The sequence below is a fragment of the Flammeovirga kamogawensis genome, assembly GCF_018736065.1.
Taxonomy (GTDB): domain Bacteria; phylum Bacteroidota; class Bacteroidia; order Cytophagales; family Flammeovirgaceae; genus Flammeovirga; species Flammeovirga kamogawensis.
The window spans coordinates 2,692,370-2,714,522 of record NZ_CP076128.1; the positions used below are offsets into that span (position 1 = coordinate 2,692,370).

The window sequence follows — 22,153 nt, forward strand, 5'->3', positions numbered from 1 at the left end:
AATATCAATCACCGTAACACACTATCAAAACCCTTCCAAAAGAAAACTACTATATCATTACTATTAAAATAAGAATAAATAAAAAATGATTTCACAATATCTACTCAAATTCAATACACAATTTTAATTAACCTTTAATCTCAACTATCCCATTATCAAAATAACTTATTATGAAATACACAATTACACGAATTCTATTTTTTGTATGTTTTTATTTACTTCAATTTCATACATCAATCGCTCAGCCTACTTTAAATTCTGCAGATTTAGTCGTAGTTGCAAGAAATACAGATCTCGACGATCAATTTGCTATTGTTGCATTAGCAGATATCCCTGCTAATTCTATCATTTTCCTTACAGATGAAGGTTATGATAATTCAGGTTTCACTTTTGATGGGTCCGAAGATGTTTTCAAATGGACTGTAGGTAATAATATTACCGCGGGGACAATTATTAGGTTTACAAATGAGTCTACAACTACATTAGCTATTAAAAATCCAAATCATGGAACATTATTCCATTCAAATGGATCATCTGATATGAATCTTTCTGCAGGAGATCAACTTTTTATATATCAAACAGATAACAATACATATAATGGAACGATACAAAGGTTAGACGGATCTAGTAACACAGAAGCAGGAATGATTTATGCTTTTAATGGTGATAATAGCTCTCCTAATACACATGGATGGTTAGATTCTCCTAATACCCACACCTCTGCTGCTTCTCAAGCTCCGGATAATATGACTATTTTATCAACTGTAGATGGAACAGGTAATGCAAGCTATGCAAATGCTAATGGTATGCTTACTCAAGCACAATTAAAAGGAAATTTATCACAAGAAGAACTCTCAGCTGGTGAATATGATAACTATATTTATGATGGGCCAACAAGTAGTGCTACTAAACCTGATTGGTTAATCAGAATACACACTGTAAGTAATTGGTTAGCTTCAAATACTGATTCTGTTAGCTTATACACAGGTGCACTTTCTAATGATCTATCCATTTTACCTGCTAATACCAACCCAGTTATTACAATAAACTCAAGTAGTTCTAATTATAATGAAGGATCATCTCCATTACAGTTAGATTCCAATGCATCAATATCTGATAGTGATTGGGATGGAGGAACATTAACTGTTCAAATTACCACCAATGCCGATACTTATGATGAAATAAGTATTCCTGACAATATAGTAAATAACATAAACACAAGTAGCTCTAACTTACAAGATGGAAGTACAGTTTTTGGAACATTAAGTGCTACAGAAGGAACTGTAACTAATTCAACTACTTTAACAATCACGTTTAATAGCAATGCATCAAGTTCATTAGTACAACAGACATTAAGAGCTGTATCATATAGAAATACATCTCAAAATCCAGCAACTTCCAATAGGATTATTACTATTAATATAAATGATTCACAATCCAGAAATGCAAATGGTACGAAAACAATTGGTGTTACTAGTTTAGATGATGATGCTCCAATCATTAATGTAAATAATAATTTGAGCATAAATGAAAATGCTAATGGTACAATTTCAAGTACTTTTCTATCAAGTAGCGATATAGATGATGATGACACATCACTTATTTACACTATTACATCTTCTAGTTCTTATGGTCAAGTAGAAAATTCTGATAATCCAGAAGTGAGCATATCTTCATTCACACAACAAAATATCATAGACAATAAAATTCAATATGTTCATAATGGAAGTAGTACTAGTAGTGATTCTTTCACTTTTAAAGTTGCGGATGATGGCTCTAATGAACTCTCAAATCAAACATTTAACATCACTATTACACCTATTGATGATGATGCACCTACAATCACTACAAATAATGGTTTAGCTCTAAACGAAGGTGCTTCATTAAATATTACTAGTACTGAATTAGGAGCTGATGACAGTGATTCTGACAATACTACTTTAATATTTACTATTACTGCTGCTCCTAGTAATGGGCAAATTGAAAACTCCGATAATCCTGGCGTTAGTATTACTTCATTCACACAACAGAATATTTCAGACGGTAAAATTCAGTATGTACACAACGGAACCAACACTACTAGTGATACATTTACTTTTAAAATTGCTGATGGTGTTCCGAATGAAAATACGGGACAGACATTTAACATCACAATTAACCCTATTGATGATGATGCACCTACAATCACTACAAATAATGACTTAGCACTAAACGAAGGTGTTTCATTAAATATTACTAGTACTGAATTAGGAGCTGATGACAGTGATTCTGACAATACTACTTTATTATTTACTATTACTGCTGCTCCTAGTAATGGGCAAATTGAAAACTCTGATAATCCTGGCATTAGTATTAATTCATTCACACAACAGAATATTTCAAACAGTAAAATTCAGTATGTACACAACGGATCCAACACTACTAGTGATACATTTACTTTTAAAATTGCTGATGGTGTTCCGAATGAGAATACGGGGCAGACATTTAACATCACAATTAACCCTATTGATGATGATACTCCTACAATCACTACAAATAATGGTTTAGCTCTAAACGAAGGTGCTTCATTAAATATTACTAGTACTGAATTAGGAGCTGATGACAGTGATTCTGACAATACTACTTTAATATTTACTATTTCTGCTGCTCCTAGTAATGGGCAAATTGAAAACTCTGATAATTCTGGCGTTAGTATTAATTCATTCACACAACAGGATATTTCAGACGGTAAAATTCAGTATGTACATGACGGAACCAACACTACTAGTGATACATTCACTTTTAAAATTGCTGATGGTGTTCCGAATGAAAATACTGGCCAGACATTTAACATCACAATTAACCCTATTGATGATGATACTCCTACAATCACTACAAATAATGGCTTAGCACTAAACGAAGGTGCTTCATTAAATATTACTAGTACTGAATTAGGAGCCGATGACAGTGATTCTGACAATACTACTTTAATACTTACTATTACTGCTGCTCCTAGTAATGGGCAAATTGAAAACTCTGATAATCCTGGCGTTAGTATTACTTCATTCACACAACAGAATATTTCAGACGGTAAAATTCAGTATGTACACAACGGAACCAACACTACTAGTGATACATTTACTTTTAAAATTGCTGATGGTGTTCCGAATGAAAATACTGGCCAAACATTTAACATCACAATTAACCCTATTGATGATGATGCACCTACAATCACTACAAATAATGGTTTAGCTCTAAACGAAGGTGCTTCATTAAATATTACTAGTACTGAATTAGGAGCTGATGACAGTGATTCTGACAATACTACTTTAATATTTACTATTATTGCTGCTCCTAGTAATGGGCAAATTGAAAACTCTGATAATCCTGGCGTTAGTATTAATTCATTCACGCAACAGAATATTTCAGACGGTAAAATTCAGTATGTACACAACGGAACCAACACTACTAGTGATACATTCACTTTTAGGGTTACAGATGGTGCTTCTAATGAAATAAATGGACAAACATTTAATATTACCATTAACCCTGTAGATGATGATGCTCCTGTTATTATTGTAAATAATGGTATCTCATTAAACATTGGTGATACTGCTACGATCACAACTTTGGAATTAGAAATAGATGATAGCGATAGTGATAATTTATCACTACAATTTATTATTACAACGAACCCAAATAATGGTTACCTCGAAAATACAGATGACATTGGAAATGACATTAGTAGTTTCACACAGCAAGATCTCATTGATCAAAAAATCAGGTATATTAATAATGGCAATAGTGCTGATACAGATACATTTACTTTTACTGTATCAGATAGCTATTCTAATCAATTAATCGATCAAACATTTCTAATTAACCTATCTACAGTAACTAGTAGTGAATACTCTCTTTTTGATAAAATAAGTCTTTTTCCTAACCCTATCGACAATCAATTAAATATTAATTTTGAAAAAATATCTAAAGGTGAAATTCAAATCATATCGTTAGACGGTAAGGTTGTTTCTAAAAAAACTTTCGATAATCAAAGAATATTAAATATAGATTTCAATGGATTCAAAAGTGGTTTTTACTTTATCAGAATACACAACGGTGATCAAAATATAAGTTATAAAGTTCTCAAAAAATAGTTTTCAAAATTTATGTAAAGTAAATGAGTCACTTCCTAATTAAAACTAAGAGGTGACTCATATTTTATATCAATAACTAAGGCTAAAACAAAGATGTTCTAACCTTATTCTTTTTAAAACCCCAAGGACAATGTTTACATTGATTCTTACAGCAATACCCTCGTTTTTCGTGAAAGGCTTTAGTAAAAACATACAAGCCATTTTCTATATAATAATCTTCCCCTTCTTTTAGTGGTTGCTGTTTTCCCATTTGTGTCTATTTAAAATTTCGGTACACAAAAATACAAACTCAATATCAATATTTTATTATTTTAGAATAACTCTTTCACCTTAACTATTCTCCTAAATTTTAAAGTAGCAAAACATCTAACTATTCTTATTAGAAACATAGCAATTAGTAGTATTACTGTAATTGAGAGTGTATCAACTAATCCAAAGTACTTTTCAGTATTATTTCGTAAATTATCTAATCACAAAGTTTTAACTACCTTAATCGAGTTACACTATGTTAGCCGGGCATTTCTCAACAGCATTAATTGCAAACAAGCAAAGCTATCCTAAAGGGACTTTTCTCTATTTTCTGATAGCTTCTCAACTTCAAGATTTATTATGGTTCTTATTACATTATTTAGGCATTGAAGTAACAGAACCCTCAGATGTTTTCAATGCAACACTCAACAATATGACAGCTAATATGCTGTTTAGTCATGATCTTCTACCTCAAATGTTTTGGTTAATCTTAGTTTTTGCTTTTGGTAGGCTCTATTTTAAAAGTGCTAAAATTGGGCTAATAGGTAGTGCAATAGTTGCAGGGCATTTTATACTTGATTTTTTTTCAGGGTATCCTCATCATGTATTTGGAGAAGACTCTTCTAGTATTGGTTTAGGATTATATATTTCGAATGTTTACTCCGCAATTGCTATAGAAGCTGTTTTTTGTATAGTTGTTCTATGGTATTTTTTCTCACAAGAAGTTAAGGAAGGAGTACACAGATCAACAGTAAATAAAATTGCAATTATCGGATTATTTATTTTTGGTATTGGCTTTATGCTCACAATTGCTACTACTTCATTTAGAGAATGGTTTTCTATCCCCAATTTTAATTTAGCATTTAACTCTAATGTCCCTACATTAATAATTACCTATTTCGGAATGATTTTCTACCTCAATTACTTTGTTAGAAACAACAGGTAACACCAAATAAGTAATCCATATTTTCATTCTAAATTAAATTCGTTTTTAAAAATAACATTTGTAATTATTACCAAACGCTGCTAATTTTATAACTATAGATAATAAAGTATGTATATATCTATCTAATCAACTTTATATCTTACTACTAAACTTCATTACAAATCAAAACACTCAATATGAAAATAACAGGCTTATCAATTTTAGCTATCCTTTTTGTTTTAATAGGATGTAATAACAATCAAAAAAAGGAGCTTTCTAAGCAAACAAAAAAGCCAAATATTTTAATCATTTTAGCAGATGATATGGGGTATGGAGACATCGGTTCTTTTGGTAGTGAAATCCAAACACCTAACATAGATAAACTGGTAAATGAAGGCATTCAATTCACAAATTTCCATGTTGGTGCAGCATGTTCTCCAACAAGAACAATGCTAATGACTGGAGTTGACAACCATAGAGCAGGCCTTGGTAATATGACAGAAATCCAAGCAGACAATCAATTTGGGAAGCCAGGTTATGAAGGTTATTTAAATGATGATGTGATTTCTGTTGCAACTAGAATGCAGGATGGCGGGTATCATACCTACATGGTAGGAAAATGGCATTTAGGACATTCCGAAACTACTATTCCATATGCTAAAGGTTTTGAACACTCATTTGCATTAATGGAAAGCGGCGCTGATAACTGGGTTGAGCAACCTTACATTCCAATGTATAAAGCAGTTCATTATTACGAAGATGAAAAGCAAGTTAGCCTACCAACTGAAAATTATTTTTCATCAAATTATTACACAGACAAAATGATGAAATATATTGGTGAGTCTAAGAAAGATGACAAACCCTTTTATGCTTACCTTTCTTACCAAGCTGTTCATTATCCACACCAAGCTCCAAAAGAATATATCGATAAATACAATGGTGTTTATGATGAAGGTTGGGAAAAGCTTAGAGAAAATCGTTTAGCTAAACAGAAAAAACTTGGTATTGTATCTAAAGATGTAGATTTGAATACAGATAATGCTGCTACCACAGAGCCAGATTGGAAAATTCAGGATTGGAATAAACTATCAAATGAGCAAAAAAAATTCAATGCTCGTAAAATGCAAGCCTATTCAGGAATGGTAGACAATATGGATGTAAATATTGGTAGATTAATAAGTTATCTAAAAGAAATTGGAGAATATGATAATACTTTAATTGTATTTCTTTCTGACAATGGTGCCGATCCAAACCAACTAACAACAAAGCCTGGGTTTGATAAATGGTATAGAGCAAACTACGAATACACTTTTATGGAAGACTATAATGGCGACTATTCAAAGATGGGGCTAAAAGGTTCTTATGCAGATTATGGACCAGGATGGGCTGCAGCTGCTAATACTCCCAATAGCTATTATAAAACATTTTCTACAGAGGGAGGAATACGTGTTCCTTTTGTTGCTTGGTTTCCTAAATTTTTAGAGAAAGGCAAAATGGTTAAAAATTTCGCCTTTGTTAAAGACCTTGTCCCAACTATGTTAGAAGTTGCTGGCATAGAAGATACTGGTAGCTTTTATAATGGAAAAAAGATTTACCCAATCACTGGGAAAAGTATGTGGAGTTTTCTGACTGGAAAGTCTAAAGTTTTACATAATGATGATGAAATTATTGGTTATGAACTAGCAGGAAGCAGTGCTGCGTTCCAAGGTAAATATAAACTATCTATCAACCCTAAAACAAAAGGTACAGGTAAATGGGAATTATATGATATCGTTAACGATCCTTCTGAAATGCATAATTTAGCTAGTAAGATGCCAGAACTTGTAGCAAAGTTAAAAGCTGGATATAGTAAATATGAAAAAGAAAATGGTGTAGTTCCCGTTCCAGCAGATTATGATGTGCTAAAACAATTAATCAAAAATGCAGAGAGAGGCGTAGCACATTAATTTTAAATAATTTATTAGATATTATTTAAGAATTCACTTCAAAAAGTAACATTAATAGTAATTAGGTTAGCCCATTAAAATACGATATGATGGTACTAATTTGATTACTATTATTTTTATTTCATTTCTGAACTAAAAATAATGTAAAACAAAAAGACCCTGCCGTTAAGCAAGGTCTTTAATAATATTTCTTCTTATTGAAGTCGAGATGTAAGATTCGATTCTAGTATCCAGAAGGAAGACAGAAACGAATGTGTTGTGCTTCTACGCTACTAATTGATGCTACTGACTGAAGTTCCTGAGATCTTCTTGCCATAGCTTCTTCTTCACGTAACTCGTCTACTACTGGAGCAACAAATCTGTCCATTACCGCACTTACCAATTGAAGGTAAGTAGGGCTTGTAGCATATCCACCTTTCGTAATCGCTGCAATTTGTTTATTTGGATCTAATGTCTCAAATAATCCATTTTTACGATAAGTATGGAAACTAGTTAGCACTTTGCAATAGTCTTCTACTGCTTGTTCTAAAGATGTATAAACTCTATATCGTCTGTATCGTTGTTCTCCGATATCATAGACCAATTTACTTCTTGTAGTACTAGTAGAAGCGATGTTGAAGATTCTGAAATCTTTTCTCAGTTCCCAACCTTGCTCTGCTATTGCTTGTGATATAGCTACTTTTGTATTGATACCGTATTTTCTACAAATTGGATCAAAAGATTTGTACAAAGTACGAATGTAATCTTCTCTCTTTATTGTATCTGTATCTTTTACACTTGTAATTGAAGTATTTGAAGATGCATTCGCAATTTCAAAGCTTCCTACACTTGTTACAAAAATAGTTAAAATGAGCAAAAACTTTTTCATTAAAAGTTTGTTATGTCAAAAATTCAAGTGTCCGTCTGACGCTTGTGCTGATTATCAGCGATTTAATTAAGTATTTCAGCATAATTAAATTATTGGATGCAAATATAACATACACAAGTAATAAAACAATGCTTTATAAACGATTATTTACAATTAGGTTATTTTGATTTTTTACACATATAATTGTATTATTTTAATATAGTTGATTGAAATAGGTTATTAATAGTACTTTATTTAGTAATCATATGATATATAGTAGACCATTTAATCGAGCAAATGGGCAAAAAATTTCCTTTTTTTTGATAAATTTGGATAAGATTTAAGAGGAAATAGTAAAAATTCAACTGTCCAAAGTATATTATTCTCAATTAACAGTCACATTATCACCTCATTTACCAATAGGCTATATTTGTGGTTATTTTTTTGATAAAGTGCTTTTTTTTGACAATATTCAGAACTATTACAGAACCCTCCTGCAATTTTCAAATTCTGTAAAACAGCTTTCGGTTTTTACCGACAGACATATATATATCAATGAGAAATAATACTACTGGTTTTAAAGACGAACTATTGCAACAAAAAAGTTGGCTTCCCGTGGGTATCATAGGTTTAATTATCGTTGGTACTGTTGCTGCTTACGCTGCTTTTTCTGGCTCTGACGGAACTAAGCAACAAAGGATGCGTATTAATGAACTCGAAAAGAAAAATGCTCAAGTAGAAGCTGAGAGTGGTGCTTACTTATCAAAAATTAAACACCAAAATGATCGTATTCTTGATTTAAAAGATGATATACTACGATTAGAGAAACGTTTGAATGAAAGAGAAGCAGAATTAACTACTCATGATCAAAAATTGGATATGAAACAAGGGTCTATCAGATCTCTTGAAAACCGTATTTCTGATTTAAAAGATGATAAGTTTCGATTACAAAGAAATATTGATGAGAACAACCGAGTAATTCAGGAAATGAGTCAACGTTCAAAAGAACAAAATGAATTAATCAAGGCAAATCAACAACAATTATCAGAGGTTCAAGAGCAATTAGAACGTACGCAAACAAAACATCTTCAATCGCTTAAAGATCAGAAACTAGCAGAACAATCTGAAGTATCTGCTCAAGAAGCATTAAGAAATCAGAAAGAATTATACAGTAAATTGATGCAAGAATTGGCTACAACAAGAAGCGAATTAAATACCGTTCGATTAACTGCTAATGATAAAGATTTACAACTGCAATTAGTACAGCAAAAGGAATTACAAACTCAGCAACTTCAATACAAAGAAAAAGAGTTACAAACTCAGGCAAATACAGATCTATATAAAATAATTTCAGTAACTAGTATAGTACTAGTAATTGCATTAATAATTTTTGTGGTTTTTGCTTTACAAAGAAATGGTACCGATTTAATGGTATTCAATAAATCCCAAGAAAGAGATTAATTTTTTAAACCTAAACAACAAATAGTCATGTATCATTTAATTGCCGATAGTGGATCTACTAAGACCGATTGGACTTTAATTGATATTGAAGCCAAAGAAATTATTTACACCTTCACCTCAAAAGGTTATAATCCATTTTTTTGGAACCAGACTGAATTAATTGAAGCTTTCCATAAAGACAAGAAACAGATCTCTACTATTTACCCTTCTTCTTCAATCAATAATTTATATTTTTATGGAGCAGGTTGTGGTACCAAAGAGCAACAATCCTATCTTAAATCCTTATTGAAAAAAGTTTTTTCTACAGTAAAAATTAGTGTAAAAGGTGATTTACTAGGTGCTGCTAGAAGTTTATTAGGAAAAGAAAATGGTATAGCGGGTATTTTAGGAACTGGTGCCAATTCTTGCCTATATAGAAATGGTAAAATTATAGATCAGCCTGTTTCTTTGGGCTATTTATTAAGTGACTTTGGAAGTGGAGCCACCATTGGTTTAGAATTTTTAAAGTTATTACTGACCAATCAACTTTCTATTATAACAACCAATAACTTTATAGATCAGTTTAATCTAAGTACAGAAGATATTCTTCAGAAACTTTATAAAGAAGAAGCCCCTAATAAGTTTTGTGCTTCATTCGCACCTTTTATCAAACAGTATGTAGAGATAGATAAAGTAATTTTTGAGATGGTTACCTTACAGTTTCAAAAATATATAGAATACTACATACTCCCTTTAAAACATAACAAGCACACCAACATAGAACTCACAGGTTCTATTGCATATCATTTCTCACCAATTATTAAAGATGTATTTAGCATGAACAATTTATCGATAAATAAAATTGTTAGTGCTCCGTCTGCTGGTTTAATAGACTTTCATTTAAAGTAGTGAAAGATAGGATTTGCTTGTATCTTCACATTATCAAAAAATCTAACATCTAGATTACTTTTTATGCAAATCAGACTTTTATTCCTATTATTTTTTAGCATTTTAGCTACTGTAGGATATTCTCAAGAGAACCGTGAATTTAGAGCCGTTTGGATCGCTACGGTAAATAATATTGATTTCCCATCTTCAAGTAGTGCTTCTATGCAAGCACAAAGAGAAGATTATGTACGTTATTTAGATAAAATATCAAGTATAGGCTTCAATACCGTAATTGTTCAAGTCAGACCTGTTGCAGATACTTTTTATCCCTCTGCCTATGAGCCCTGGAGTAAATTTCTTACGGGTGAGCAAGGAAAAAGCCCTAACCCTTACTTCAACCCTCTATCATTTATGATTGAAGAGGCACATAAAAGAAACCTTGACTTTCATGCTTGGTTTAACCCTTACAGAGTTACAATGAATGCGGATACTACTGCTTTAGCAGCAGATCATCCTTTTAATACAAATAGAGATTGGTTTGTAAAATATGGAAACAAATACTATTACAATCCTGGTCATCCAAAAGGTAGAGATTTTGTAATTGATGCAATTATGGATGTAGCAAGACATTACGACATAGATGCAGTACATTTTGATGACTATTTCTACCCATACCCTATTGCAGATCAAGAATTCCCAGATCAAGAAACATTTGATTTATATGCTGACTCTACCCAATTTATCTCTATTGAAGATTGGCGACGAAGCAATGTAGATTATTTTGTTAAAACATTCTCAGAGAAACTTCATAAAGAAAGACCTGATGTTCAATTTGGTATTAGTCCGTTTGGTGTTTGGCGAAATAAAGAAGATGACCCGAAAGGGTCTGCAACAAAAGCTGGTATCACTAACTATGATGATTTGTATGCCGATGTTGTAAAATGGATGGCAAATAAATGGTTAGACTATGTTATACCTCAAGTATATTGGCATAGAGAGTTAGGTGCTGCTCCATACGAAGATGTTGTTATGTGGTGGAACAACAACAGTTTTGGTACTAATTTATATATAGGTCAAGCTCTCTATAAATTAGGAGAAAAATGGATGGATCCCAATGAAATTTCAGCCCAAATTGATATCAACAGAAAATATAATAATGTAAAAGGAAATGCATTTTTTAGTGCCAAATACCTATTTTCTAACCCTTTGAATGTAGTTGAAAGTATTCAAGAAAAATATAACACCTTTGTTTTACCCCCTTCTAGCTTCAGAATGGAACAAGATACGCCTAACAAAGTACGAATTACTAATGCCAAAGGGAATATTTATTCTGGAGTTTCTTTATCTTGGGAAGATAAAAACACAAGCTCAGACATTAGAAAATATGTCATTTACCGATATGAAACAAAAGATATTGGCTCTTTAAAAGGACAGTTTATTCTTGATGTAGTTGACAAACAACCTTATCAAAAACAAGAATATACCGACTTAACGATAAAAAAAGGAGTTACCTATACTTACATAGTTACAGCATTAGATGCTAATAAAAATGAAAGTTCTCGTAGTAATGCAATAATGCTAAAAGCAGGAGGACTATTCTCTAAGAAAGTAAAAATCATTCATTAATAAAGAATTTTAAGAATGCAAAAAGATAGAAATCCATGGACGTGGCTTCCGTCATTATATTTTGTAGAAGGCTTACCTTATACTATTGTTATGACGGTTGCTGTAATAATGTACAAGAACCTTGGACTCAACAATACAGAAATAGCTCTTTACACCTCATGGCTTTATTTACCTTGGGTAATTAAACCATTTTGGAGCCCGATTGTCGACGTTCTTCAAACAAAAAAATGGTGGATTTCTACTATGCAATTAATTATTGGTGGTGCATTTGCAGCTGTTGCTCTTACACTTCCGATGGATAATTTCTTTAAATACTCATTAGCTGCTTTTTGGATAGTCGCTTTCACATCTGCAACCAACGATATTGCTACAGATGGCTTTTACATGATTGGTTTAAGAGACGATCAACAAGCCTTTTTTGTTGGAATACGAAGTACCTTTTATAGATTAGCCATGTGGGCAGGTCAAGGTGGTATTGTTTTTCTAACAGGTCATTTTTATAAGCAATACGGAGATTATAAAACCATATGGGCTACCACATTCTTAGGGCTTGGTGTTGCTATGATTAGCTTTGGTATTTTACATAAAATTATCCTTCCTAATAAAGAAGTGGTAAGACCACAAAAAGAACAAGAAAAAGGATTGAAAGAAGTAGGTATAATCTTTAGTCAGATGTGTATTATCTTACTTGGTGGTTGGTTAATTAATGAGTTCACAGGTTATAATACATCATGGACTTATTTAATTTTAGGTATAGCCGTAGGTATATTCATGGTTTCTGATTTAAAAAAGAAAATCAAGAAAAACCCTGAAAAGATGAACTCTCCTATTCTCTCATTCTTCAATAAAAAAGATTTATTTAATGTGATTGGCTTTATCTTACTTTATAGATTAGGCGAAGCACAATTAGTAAAAATAGCTACACCATTTTTATTAGATGACAGAGCTATTGGTGGCTTGGGCTTAACTAATGATGACCTTGGTTTGTTATACGGTACAATTGGCCTTGCTTGCTTAGTTGTTGGAGGAATACTTGGTGGTATGGCTATTTATAAGAAAGGGTTAAAATTTTGGTTAGTTCCAATGCTTCTTTCAATTAACCTACCTAACATTGGTTATATGTTACTTGCGTATTTTCAACCAGAAAATTTGATTTACACAGGTATTGTAATTGCAATTGAACAATTTTTCTATGGATTTGGCTTTACGGCTTTAATGATGTACATGTTATATGTTTCTCAAGGAGAAAATAAAACAGCACATTATGCTGTATGTACTGGTTTTATGGCATTAGGAATGATGCTACCGGGTATGATAAGTGGTTATTTTCAAGAATTCTTAGGGTATTCTAACTTCTTCATTCTTGTTGTATTTTCAGGCATACCAGCTATTTTGATGGGATTCAATCTAAAAATTGATCAAACATTTGGACTCAAAGATTAGTATATAATATTTTAATAAAAAGAAAAGCAACGTTTCTAAACCACAAAGGTCAAGAACGTTGCTTTTTTGTCAGTAAGTAGTTAAAAACTAGGGTAAAAGAATCACAATATCTTTTAGATAGAAGAAATTATTTTCTTCCATTCTTTTTTCCTCCTTTTTTTCCACCTTTAGTACCTACTCCAACAAATCCATACATATCAAAAGCGTCTTTTAAATCTACAGTTTCTGTTGTTCCATCTGCTAAAGTGATTGAAACAATGTAATCACAGCTTCCATCGCCATAATCTAATGTCATAGTTTCACCATCTTTAGTCATTACTTCTTTACCAGATAACGGAGCGAATACAGGTTTTCCTTCACCACATTTTGGATTATAAGACAAAGGCTCTGTAATCTCTGTAGTAAAGCTTTCTCCATCTATAGAGCTGGTAACAGTTAAAGAACCAGAAACAGTTTTAATACCGTCCATCATTTCCTCGTCAATACTTCTTTCAATGTGTTCTGTATATGCTTCAGTAGAATCAGTTGCTGGAAAAGAAAATGTCAAGTCTACTGTTTTTAATAGATCAGAAGATTCAAGCTTAAATCCTTTTTTACCTTCTCCTTCATCTGAATCATCACTATCAGCAACAGTAAGAGTACCTTCTATAGCTACAGATCCATTTACTACTTTGCCATTTTCAGAGAAATCTGCAAATGTTGTTGAATGACTTACAGTTGTGTCTGTTTTCTCATGTACTTCTGTAACAACGCCAGAAACTGTTTCTCCATCTTTACTTTCACAAGCTCCGTTACTAAAGTCAATAACAACAGTTTTAGTATCATCTACTGTAGTTTCTGTAATATCTGCACAGTCCATATAGTGTCTTACATGGAATCTTTTTCCAGTTTCACCTTTTCCTTTTTTCTCTTTTTTTCCTGGGCCACCTTGCCCATCATCCAATGTTCTAGCATTTGAAGAAGATGTCACAGAATATCCTCTTTCAGTTGCATCAGAAGTAACATTATCAGTGTAATCTTTTACTTCAAAATTGGATGATACCACTGCGAATTCACCAGCCACTTCAGCTAATTCAGTTGCTTGAGAACCAGTTAATTCATCAGTTGTACAAGATGTTACCACAGAAATTGACATTATGCCAAGAGCAATACTTTTAAGATTAATAGTCATAATAAATAATACGATTTTTTTGGATAATAATTAATTTGATATTTGATTAAAACACTTTTAATAGGTTTCAATACAGTAAAGTCAAGTGTTGTACATTTGTACTCATTTAAATTTATTTATTTTTGATTTTTATTAAGAAATCTACTCTACAACTCTTAAAATCAATGATATCCGAACTCTTTTAAGAGATAATCTTACACAAATCGTTACTATATATAGTGTGGTATAATTTTAGGGGTATATTTTTGAAATAATAATTAATAGACCTTCATACTACTTTTTGACACTTAAAGCTACCTTTCTATTATTTTTTGAAAGGAGGTAAGAAATTCACTTTTGCTCAACAACCTAGATGGAACAAGATCTTCACTATTGGAAATCTTTAAGAGAAGATAATGATGCTTCTGCACTTAAATTTTTCTACAATCAATACATTAAACTTTTATATAAATATGGATATCATTTTTGCCAAGATGCTAACATGGTCGAAGACTGTGTACAAGACTTATTTTTAAGACTCTGGGAGAAACGAAGTAGTTTAGGAGATACCAATAATGTAAAACTTTATTTAATGGTAGCACTAAAAAGAAGTATTTATGAGAAAGTAAAAAAAGGTGCTAAGACTTCTAATACTGGCGATGAAGTAATAGAAACTTTTGACACAGGCTTTACAATGGAAGAGTCTATCATTACATCAGAAACAGAACAAATAAATAAAGAAAAGTTACTTCAAACGCTAGAACACTTATCAGGAAGGCAAAAAGAAGTAATTTATTTAAGATTCTATAATGGCTTTTCTCCAGAAGAAGTAAGCGAAGTAATGAATATTAGTAACCAATCTGTTAGAAATTTACAGGCTTCGGCCCTTAAAAAAATGAGAAGTAATATGGGTGATAGTCTCATATTATTTGTAATCGGTAAAATAATAGTAAACTTTTTTAATTTTTTATAGTACAAACATCCTTTCTGTGCCTTTACTGATTACAACCTATTGATAAAAAATAATGTCAACACTAGCCAAATACGTCGAAGACCCTAATTTCTGTGCATGGGCCCTCGGTGATACATCTCTTGATAGTTATTGGGAGAAGTATCTTATTGAAAATAAAGACGAACAAGAAAATATTGATTCTGCTAAAGCTTTCGTGCAAAAAGTTGAAGTAAAAGAACCAGAATTTTCTGCTCAAAGAGAAAATGAGCTTTGGGCCAAGATCGAAAGTAATGTTGTTACACCTCCTAAAGAAGTTAAATTAACTACTAATTGGTGGAGGTATGGAGCAGCAGTTATTGTTTTGGGCCTTGTGATCGCTTTTTACTACAGAAACTTTGTTCCAAGTCATCATACAGAGATAGCTGACAGAGGAGTTATGAAAAATATTGTATTACCTGATGGTTCTACCGTAGATCTAAATTCTGACAGTAAAATCTCTTACAGTAGACAAAACTGGAACGAGGGACGTTACCTTGATTTACAAGGTGAGGCTTTTTTTAACGTTGAAAAAGGAAATATTTTTCAAGTATCGACAGAACTGGGATCTGTTACTGTATTGGGCACTAGTTTTAATATCTATGCTCGTAATAAGAAATGGATTATAAGTTGTTATACAGGTAAAGTATTAGTTGCCGATAGAAATGGAAAAGAAATTATCCTTTCTAAAGGTGATGAAGCTGAATATGTGAACAATAATTTTGTTCATATAGATCATTATAATCAAGAACCTGCTTGGAAAAAGGGCGTTTTTAATTACGAAAATGCCAATTTAGAGATTGTTTTTGAAGAGATACAAAAACAATTTGATGTTCGTGTTATTTACAAGAATTCTTCTATTAGTAATATGAAGTTTACAGGTACAATAACTACTTCATCTTTAAAAACATCTTTAGAGGTAATAGCAAAAACAATGGGCATTAATTATAAAATAAATAACAAAGAGGTTGAAGTATCTTTATAAAAAAATACTTCTTTTTGCTTCTCTTCTTTTATTAATAATTACAGTAAACGTTTCGGCACAAGAAGAGTCCTTTTCTGCAGAATATCAGCAGAAACCTCTTCGTGATGCCCTAAAAGAAATAGAAACTTATTTTAAAGTCTACCTTTCATTTAGTGATAACTCTATAAAAGGTAAAACTGTATCTGCATCTATTTCTAAAGCTACACTTGATAAAACGCTGGTTCAGGTGCTAGCAGGTACATCTTTAAGCTATGAAATTCTTGAAGAGCAATTTATTGTTATCAAGAAGCCTGTATTTATCAAAAAAACAATACAAGGTACTATTATAGATGACGAAGATGCCCCCCTGCCTTATGCTACAATTTTAGCATCTCCATCCAACTTCTATGCAGTTTCTAAAGAAGATGGCACATTTCAAATTAAGCTAACATCAGAAGATACTATCACATTTCAATTTTTAGGATATCAACATATAAAAATGCCTGTAAAAGACATTAATACTGATAATCCTATTGAAATTAAACTACAACGTGACAGTCAAAAACTTCCTGAATTAGTTTATGAGCAACAATTAAATAATGTAACCTCTTTAATTGATGCCCAAAGCAAAGGTAAAAATGTGAAAAATGCTGGAATTGGTAATCTTCCAATGTCTAGTCAAACAGATGTCTATTATGCTTTACGTTTGTTGCCTGGAGTTAGTACTACCGGATTATCTTCTGCTTTAGAAGTTAGAGGAGGAGAATCTGATCAAAACCTTACTTTAATAGACAACTACCCAATGTACCAACTAGATCACTATTTTGGTTTAGAAAGTGTGGTTAATCCAGATGTTACATCAAGTGCTACTTTATATGCAGGTGGTTATGATTGCTTATATGGTGCAAGAGTATCTAGTATCTTAGATATTGGTTTAAAAGATCCTCCATTATACCATACAGAAGGAAACGTTGGTGTAAGTTTACTTGGTTACAAAGGCTATCTTTCTACTCCTATCATTAAAGGAAAATTAGCCGTTTATGGCACTTACAGACAATATCATGGGGCTATAGAAAAATACTTATATGATAGAGCCGAAGTTAATGGTTCCGTAGATCAGAACTCTCCTGTTGAAAGTAAAGGTAATATAAATATTATCTCTCAAAATATTACGCCAGATATTGAATACCATGATGCTAATGCTAAAGTGGTCTATCAACTCAATTCTACAAATCAAGTTTCTGCTAGTTATCTAAATTCTCAAGATAATTACTCCTCTTCTTACCAATTAATTCCTACTAAAAAAGGACCTAATGGTAGAGTTCCTCCTGCTCTTACAAATTCGGATGAGCGCTCTTGGACCAATAATGCACTTGCATTAAATTGGAACGGTCAGTTTACAAAATGGAACTCTCATGTTTATGCAACGTTTTCAGAAAATATCAGAAATAGATATAAAGTTTCGCACGTAAGAGATAGTACATCTGCTATTAAACGACCAAAAAAGCGAGTTACTACATCATATCAAAAATTTAGAGATATAAGCGTTCATTCAGATCAACAAATTTTTCTTAACAATGGCCGTCTAGATGTTGGGGCAGTGTATACGAATTACTTCGTAGTAAAAGAACTTATTCCTGCTTCTTTCTTTTCTAATGAAATTGATAGTCTTACTAAATCAAATACAATAGGCGTTTATGGGCAATTCAATTTTCTTTTAGGTAAACTAGCCCTTACTGCAGGAAGTAGGGTTTGGTACTATCAACCTTCTAACAAAGCATATATAGCACCTCGTATACAAGGTACTTATAATTTAGATCGTGATCAGAATTATAGTTTAAAGTTCTCTATGGGAAGGTATTATCAATTTATAAGAGAGTTATCTGATGAATTGACCTATGATGCCTATTGGGTTATTTCTGATGGGCAAGGTATACCTGTTATTACATCTAATCATTTTATTGGTGGTGGAACTGTTAAGTTTAGAAAACATAGTATAGATGTTGAAGGATATTATAAGCAAAGTACAGGAGAAATGTCTGACTTGGTTTATAGAAACCCCATTTACTATCATAAATATATTGGTAATGGTAAATCTTACGGAATTGATGCTATCTATGAATTTAATACCAAAAGATTTTACAATTACGTGAGCTACGGCTACAATAGTTATATAAAAGAATACACCCCAAAAGAATCTGAAAAGAAAAGAACGCATATTCTCCAACTTGCAAGTATGTACAAAAGAAAGCGTTGGAAAATTGGTATTACATGGGTTTTAAAAGATACAGAGTACTCCTTCAATAATCTAATTCCTGAAACTAAAGGTCCTAACATTGAAAACAATTCCATTGAACCTTACGAAATACCTTTATACCATAGGTTAGATTTTTCTTCTGAATATAATTTTAAAATTGGAAAAAGAATGAAGGGTGAAGTAGTTCTAACAATCTATGATTTATACAATCAGCAAAATACAGAAGAAAGACAAGTTACAGAGGTTGGAGAGAATGATTCTAATGCTTACGACTATATATTAACCGATGTTTCTCAGTTAGGCATTCTCCCTAACGTATCTTTTAACCTTATATTTTAAAAGGTAAATAGCATAAATTCGTTTTTCATTACTTTTTTATTAAAATAAATTAACATTAATATTCTAATAATTTGAATAACTATTAGAACATAGTATTTTTGTATTTAAGAATTGACAACTGTGTATGCAATAATATGTGACAAGAACTATCTCAAAATAACAATTAGTCAATTCTTGGAAAAACACATTTAAAAGATGGTGTTTTTTTACTACTTATAAAGCAATAATTATTAAATGATGATGAAAGACCAAAGTTATCTCTATCCAAAAAATTCACCACAAGCAGACATTAATAGAAAAAAGACAACATTAATGGAACAAGGTTGGAATGAATCAGTAGATGTCTATGTAGGAAGATTAAAAAAAATGCTAGTAGACAGTCAGAAGTACATTGATAAGCTTCATAAAACTGTATACGACAAGAATCAGAAACTAAATGATATGCAAAACCATATCTATTTTCTAGAAGATGAACTATATGCAATCAACGATAGTTTGCCTAAAGAAGAACAACAAGCCTCTCAAGAAGAACTAACTTTCTAGAGAATGTTTTAAAAAAAGAATCTTACAGTGTAACTTAGCATTGTAAGATTTTTTTTATTCCATCGAATTCGTAATCAGCGCCAACCCTTTCAATTTTTTATACAATCAATAACACTATAAATAAACGGAAGCTTTACTTAGATTACGATATTTAAACCATTACTAAATAATGAAAAAACGATTATTACTTTTAATCGGGTTAATGTGCTTATCATTTGTAAATACCTTTGCACAAACAAAAGAAATCAGTTTAGAAAACATTTGGGCAGAATATAAATTCTATCCTAAATCTGTGAACGCAGTACGTTGGATGAAAGCTGGTCAGTTTTATACTAAGCTGAGTTCAAATAAAATTATAAAGAACGATGTTACAACTGGACAAGAAGTTGAAACAATTTTAGATGGTTCTACACTTTCTCCTCAAGTTTCTATTGGAGATTATGTATTCTCTGCTGATGAAAAACAAGTATTATTAATGACTGAAAAAGAATCTATTTATCGTAGATCTTTTAAGGCTGAATACTATGTTTATGATTTTACCTCTAAAAAACTTTCTAAGCTTTCTGAAAATGGTAAACAATCTTATGCTACTTTCTCTCCTAATGGTAAAAAGGTTGCCTTTGCTAGAGAAAATAATATGTTTGTTGTAGACTTATCTTCTATGGAAGAAACTCAACTAACTACAGATGGAAAATTCAATCACATTATTAATGGTAGTGCTGATTGGGTGTATGAAGAGGAATTTTCTATGGCAAAAGCCTTTTTCTGGGCTCCTGATAGTAAAAAAATTGCTTATCAAACTTTTAACGAGACTGAAGTACCAGAGTACAATATGCAAATATGGGGTAACCTTTATCCTCAAGATTACAAATTTAAATACCCTAAAGCAGGTGAAAAAAATTCTGTAGTTTCTGTATCAATTATTGACCTTGAAAATAACAATACACACAAATCTGTAGACATAGGAAGCGAAACGGATATTTATATCCCAAGAGTACAATGGACTGCTGATGCTGCTGTATTATCTATCATCAGAATGAACCGTCTTCAGAATAAATTAGAAATTTTACATGCTAATGCTACAAGTGGTGAAAGTAAGGTAATCCTTTCTGAACAAAGTAAGACCTATGTAGATATGGATTATTGCGATGATCTTACTTATTTAAAAGATGGCAAACACTTTATTTATACTTCTGAAATGAGTGGATATAAACACATCTACTTATACACTGTAGAAGGTAAAATGGTACGCCAAATAACAAATGGAGAATGGGAAGTAAGCGAATTAGTCGGTATTAATGAAGCTAGTAAAAAAGCTGTTATTTATTATATTTCTAATGAGGTTGCACCGTTAGATCGAGACTTCTATGCTATTGATATTTATGGTAAAAAGAAAGCTCGTTTATCTACTAAAAATGGTCAGACTCATGTAAATATGAGTAATGATTTTAGTTATTACATAAGTAAACACAGTAGTTCTGAAGAAGTAGCAACAACGTCATTGTATAAAACTAATAAAAACCAGTTGATTAAAGTTTTGGAAGACAATGCCGCTTTTAAAGAATTGATTGCTGAATATGGATTTGTTGGAAAAGAACATTTTACATTTACTACAGAAGATAATATTGAGTTATATGGTTACATGCTTAAACCTGCAAACTTTGATGCCAATAAAAAATATCCTGTATTAATGTTTCAATACAGTGGCCCTGGATCTAATCAAGTAGCAAACTCTTGGGGTGGCGGAAACTTTGCATGGCATCAAATGTTAACTCAAAAAGGATATATTGTTTGTGTTGTAGATGGTAGAGGTACCGGTTCTAGAGGTAGAGATTTTAAACACACTACTTATGCTCAATTGGGTAAATTAGAAGCTCTTGATCAAATTCAAACGGCGAAATGGTTAGGAAATCAAAACTATGTTGATGCCGGAAGAATTGGTATTTGGGGTTGGAGTTTTGGTGGTTACATGACTTCTCTATGTATGTTTACTGGCGCAGATTACTTTAAAATGGGTATTGCTGTAGCACCTGTAACTACTTGGAGATACTATGACACTATTTACACGGAACGTTATTTAAAAACTCCTCAAGATAATCCTACTGGATATGATGACAACTCTCCAATTCATCATACAGATAAATTAAAAGGTAAGTTTTTATTAATTCATGGAACTGGAGATGACAATGTACATGTTCAAAATGCGATAGACTTATCGAATGCGTTAATCAAATCTGGAAAACAATTTAATGAATTCTTCTACCCTAACCGTAATCATGGTATTTATGGTGGAAATACTAGACTTCATTTATATGTTCAAATGACAAATTTTGTGATGGATAACTTATAAGCCTATCCTTCATAATAACAATAAAAGCCTTGTAGTTCAATTACTGAATTACAAGGCTTTTTTGA

The 22,153-nt window shown here is 31.8% G+C and carries 15 protein-coding genes; 12 read left to right on the forward strand and 3 right to left on the reverse strand.

Annotated features, from left to right (window positions below; translation table 11 throughout):
• The first annotated feature begins 170 nt into the window (after positions 1 to 170).
• Positions 171 to 4,133: a cadherin-like domain-containing protein gene (locus KM029_RS10755; protein ID WP_144073281.1), complete on the forward strand. Its 3,963-nt coding sequence runs from the start codon at positions 171 to 173 to the stop codon at positions 4,131 to 4,133.
• A gap of 82 nt (positions 4,134 to 4,215) precedes the next feature.
• On the opposite strand, the gene KM029_RS10760 is transcribed toward KM029_RS10755, so the two are convergent.
• Positions 4,216 to 4,383, reverse strand: coding sequence for a DUF5522 domain-containing protein (locus KM029_RS10760; RefSeq protein ID WP_158631028.1), 168 nt, complete (start codon positions 4,381 to 4,383; stop codon positions 4,216 to 4,218).
• 255 nt (positions 4,384 to 4,638) lie between these two features.
• On the opposite strand from KM029_RS10760, the gene KM029_RS10765 reads away from it, so the two are divergent.
• Positions 4,639 to 5,328, forward strand: a complete 690-nt coding sequence (locus KM029_RS10765) for a hypothetical protein (RefSeq protein WP_144073282.1) — start codon at positions 4,639 to 4,641, stop codon at positions 5,326 to 5,328.
• Between the two features lie 176 nt (positions 5,329 to 5,504).
• Positions 5,505 to 7,253: an arylsulfatase gene (locus KM029_RS10770; protein WP_144073283.1), complete on the forward strand. Its 1,749-nt coding sequence runs from the start codon at positions 5,505 to 5,507 to the stop codon at positions 7,251 to 7,253.
• A gap of 223 nt (positions 7,254 to 7,476) precedes the next feature.
• Here the strand turns inward: KM029_RS10770 and KM029_RS10775 are convergent, their stop codons facing one another.
• Entirely contained in the window at positions 7,477 to 8,121 is a 645-nt protein-coding gene (locus tag KM029_RS10775) for a glucosaminidase domain-containing protein (RefSeq protein WP_144073284.1), read from the reverse strand.
• Positions 8,122 to 8,655: 534 nt separating this feature from the next.
• Between KM029_RS10775 and KM029_RS10780 the strand changes: the two genes are divergently transcribed.
• The 4 genes from KM029_RS10780 to KM029_RS10795 all read left to right on the forward strand — a co-directional run bounded on the left by KM029_RS10780 (position 8,656) and on the right by KM029_RS10795 (position 13,497).
• Positions 8,656 to 9,561, forward strand: coding sequence for a coiled-coil domain-containing protein (locus KM029_RS10780; protein WP_144073285.1), 906 nt, complete (start codon positions 8,656 to 8,658; stop codon positions 9,559 to 9,561).
• A 27-nt stretch (positions 9,562 to 9,588) separates the two neighbouring features.
• Entirely contained in the window at positions 9,589 to 10,449 is an 861-nt protein-coding gene (locus tag KM029_RS10785; RefSeq protein WP_144073286.1) for an ATPase, read from the forward strand.
• 63 nt (positions 10,450 to 10,512) lie between these two features.
• Positions 10,513 to 12,054: a glycoside hydrolase family 10 protein gene (locus KM029_RS10790; RefSeq protein WP_144073287.1), complete on the forward strand. Its 1,542-nt coding sequence runs from the start codon at positions 10,513 to 10,515 to the stop codon at positions 12,052 to 12,054.
• A gap of 15 nt (positions 12,055 to 12,069) precedes the next feature.
• On the forward strand, positions 12,070 to 13,497 hold the full coding sequence (locus tag KM029_RS10795; RefSeq protein ID WP_144073288.1) for an MFS transporter: 1,428 nt from the start codon (positions 12,070 to 12,072) through the stop codon (positions 13,495 to 13,497).
• Positions 13,498 to 13,624: 127 nt separating this feature from the next.
• Here the strand turns inward: KM029_RS10795 and KM029_RS10800 are convergent, their stop codons facing one another.
• On the reverse strand, positions 13,625 to 14,668 hold the full coding sequence (locus tag KM029_RS10800) for a hypothetical protein (RefSeq protein WP_144073289.1): 1,044 nt from the start codon (positions 14,666 to 14,668) through the stop codon (positions 13,625 to 13,627).
• 352 nt (positions 14,669 to 15,020) lie between these two features.
• Here KM029_RS10800 and KM029_RS10805 point away from each other — a divergent pair, with 352 nt between their 5' ends.
• The 5 genes from KM029_RS10805 to KM029_RS10825 all read left to right on the forward strand — a co-directional run bounded on the left by KM029_RS10805 (position 15,021) and on the right by KM029_RS10825 (position 22,088).
• A complete protein-coding gene (locus KM029_RS10805; protein WP_144073290.1) occupies positions 15,021 to 15,620 on the forward strand; it encodes an RNA polymerase sigma factor in 600 nt (199 codons plus the stop codon).
• Between the two features lie 52 nt (positions 15,621 to 15,672).
• The gene (locus KM029_RS10810) at positions 15,673 to 16,620 is read left to right on the forward strand and encodes a FecR family protein (RefSeq protein WP_144073291.1); all 948 of its coding nucleotides are present in this window, start codon (positions 15,673 to 15,675) and stop codon (positions 16,618 to 16,620) included.
• Positions 16,604 to 19,195 (forward strand): carboxypeptidase-like regulatory domain-containing protein, encoded by a 2,592-nt coding sequence (locus KM029_RS10815; RefSeq protein ID WP_144073292.1) that lies wholly within the window; start codon positions 16,604 to 16,606, stop codon positions 19,193 to 19,195. The genes KM029_RS10810 and KM029_RS10815 overlap by 17 nt, the downstream gene beginning before the upstream one ends.
• A 234-nt stretch (positions 19,196 to 19,429) precedes the next feature.
• Complete coding sequence (locus KM029_RS10820; RefSeq protein WP_144073293.1) at positions 19,430 to 19,738, forward strand: hypothetical protein; 309 nt, start codon at positions 19,430 to 19,432, stop codon at positions 19,736 to 19,738.
• 169 nt (positions 19,739 to 19,907) lie between these two features.
• On the forward strand, positions 19,908 to 22,088 hold the full coding sequence (locus KM029_RS10825; protein ID WP_144073294.1) for a S9 family peptidase: 2,181 nt from the start codon (positions 19,908 to 19,910) through the stop codon (positions 22,086 to 22,088).
• Positions 22,089 to 22,153: the final 65 nt, after the last annotated feature.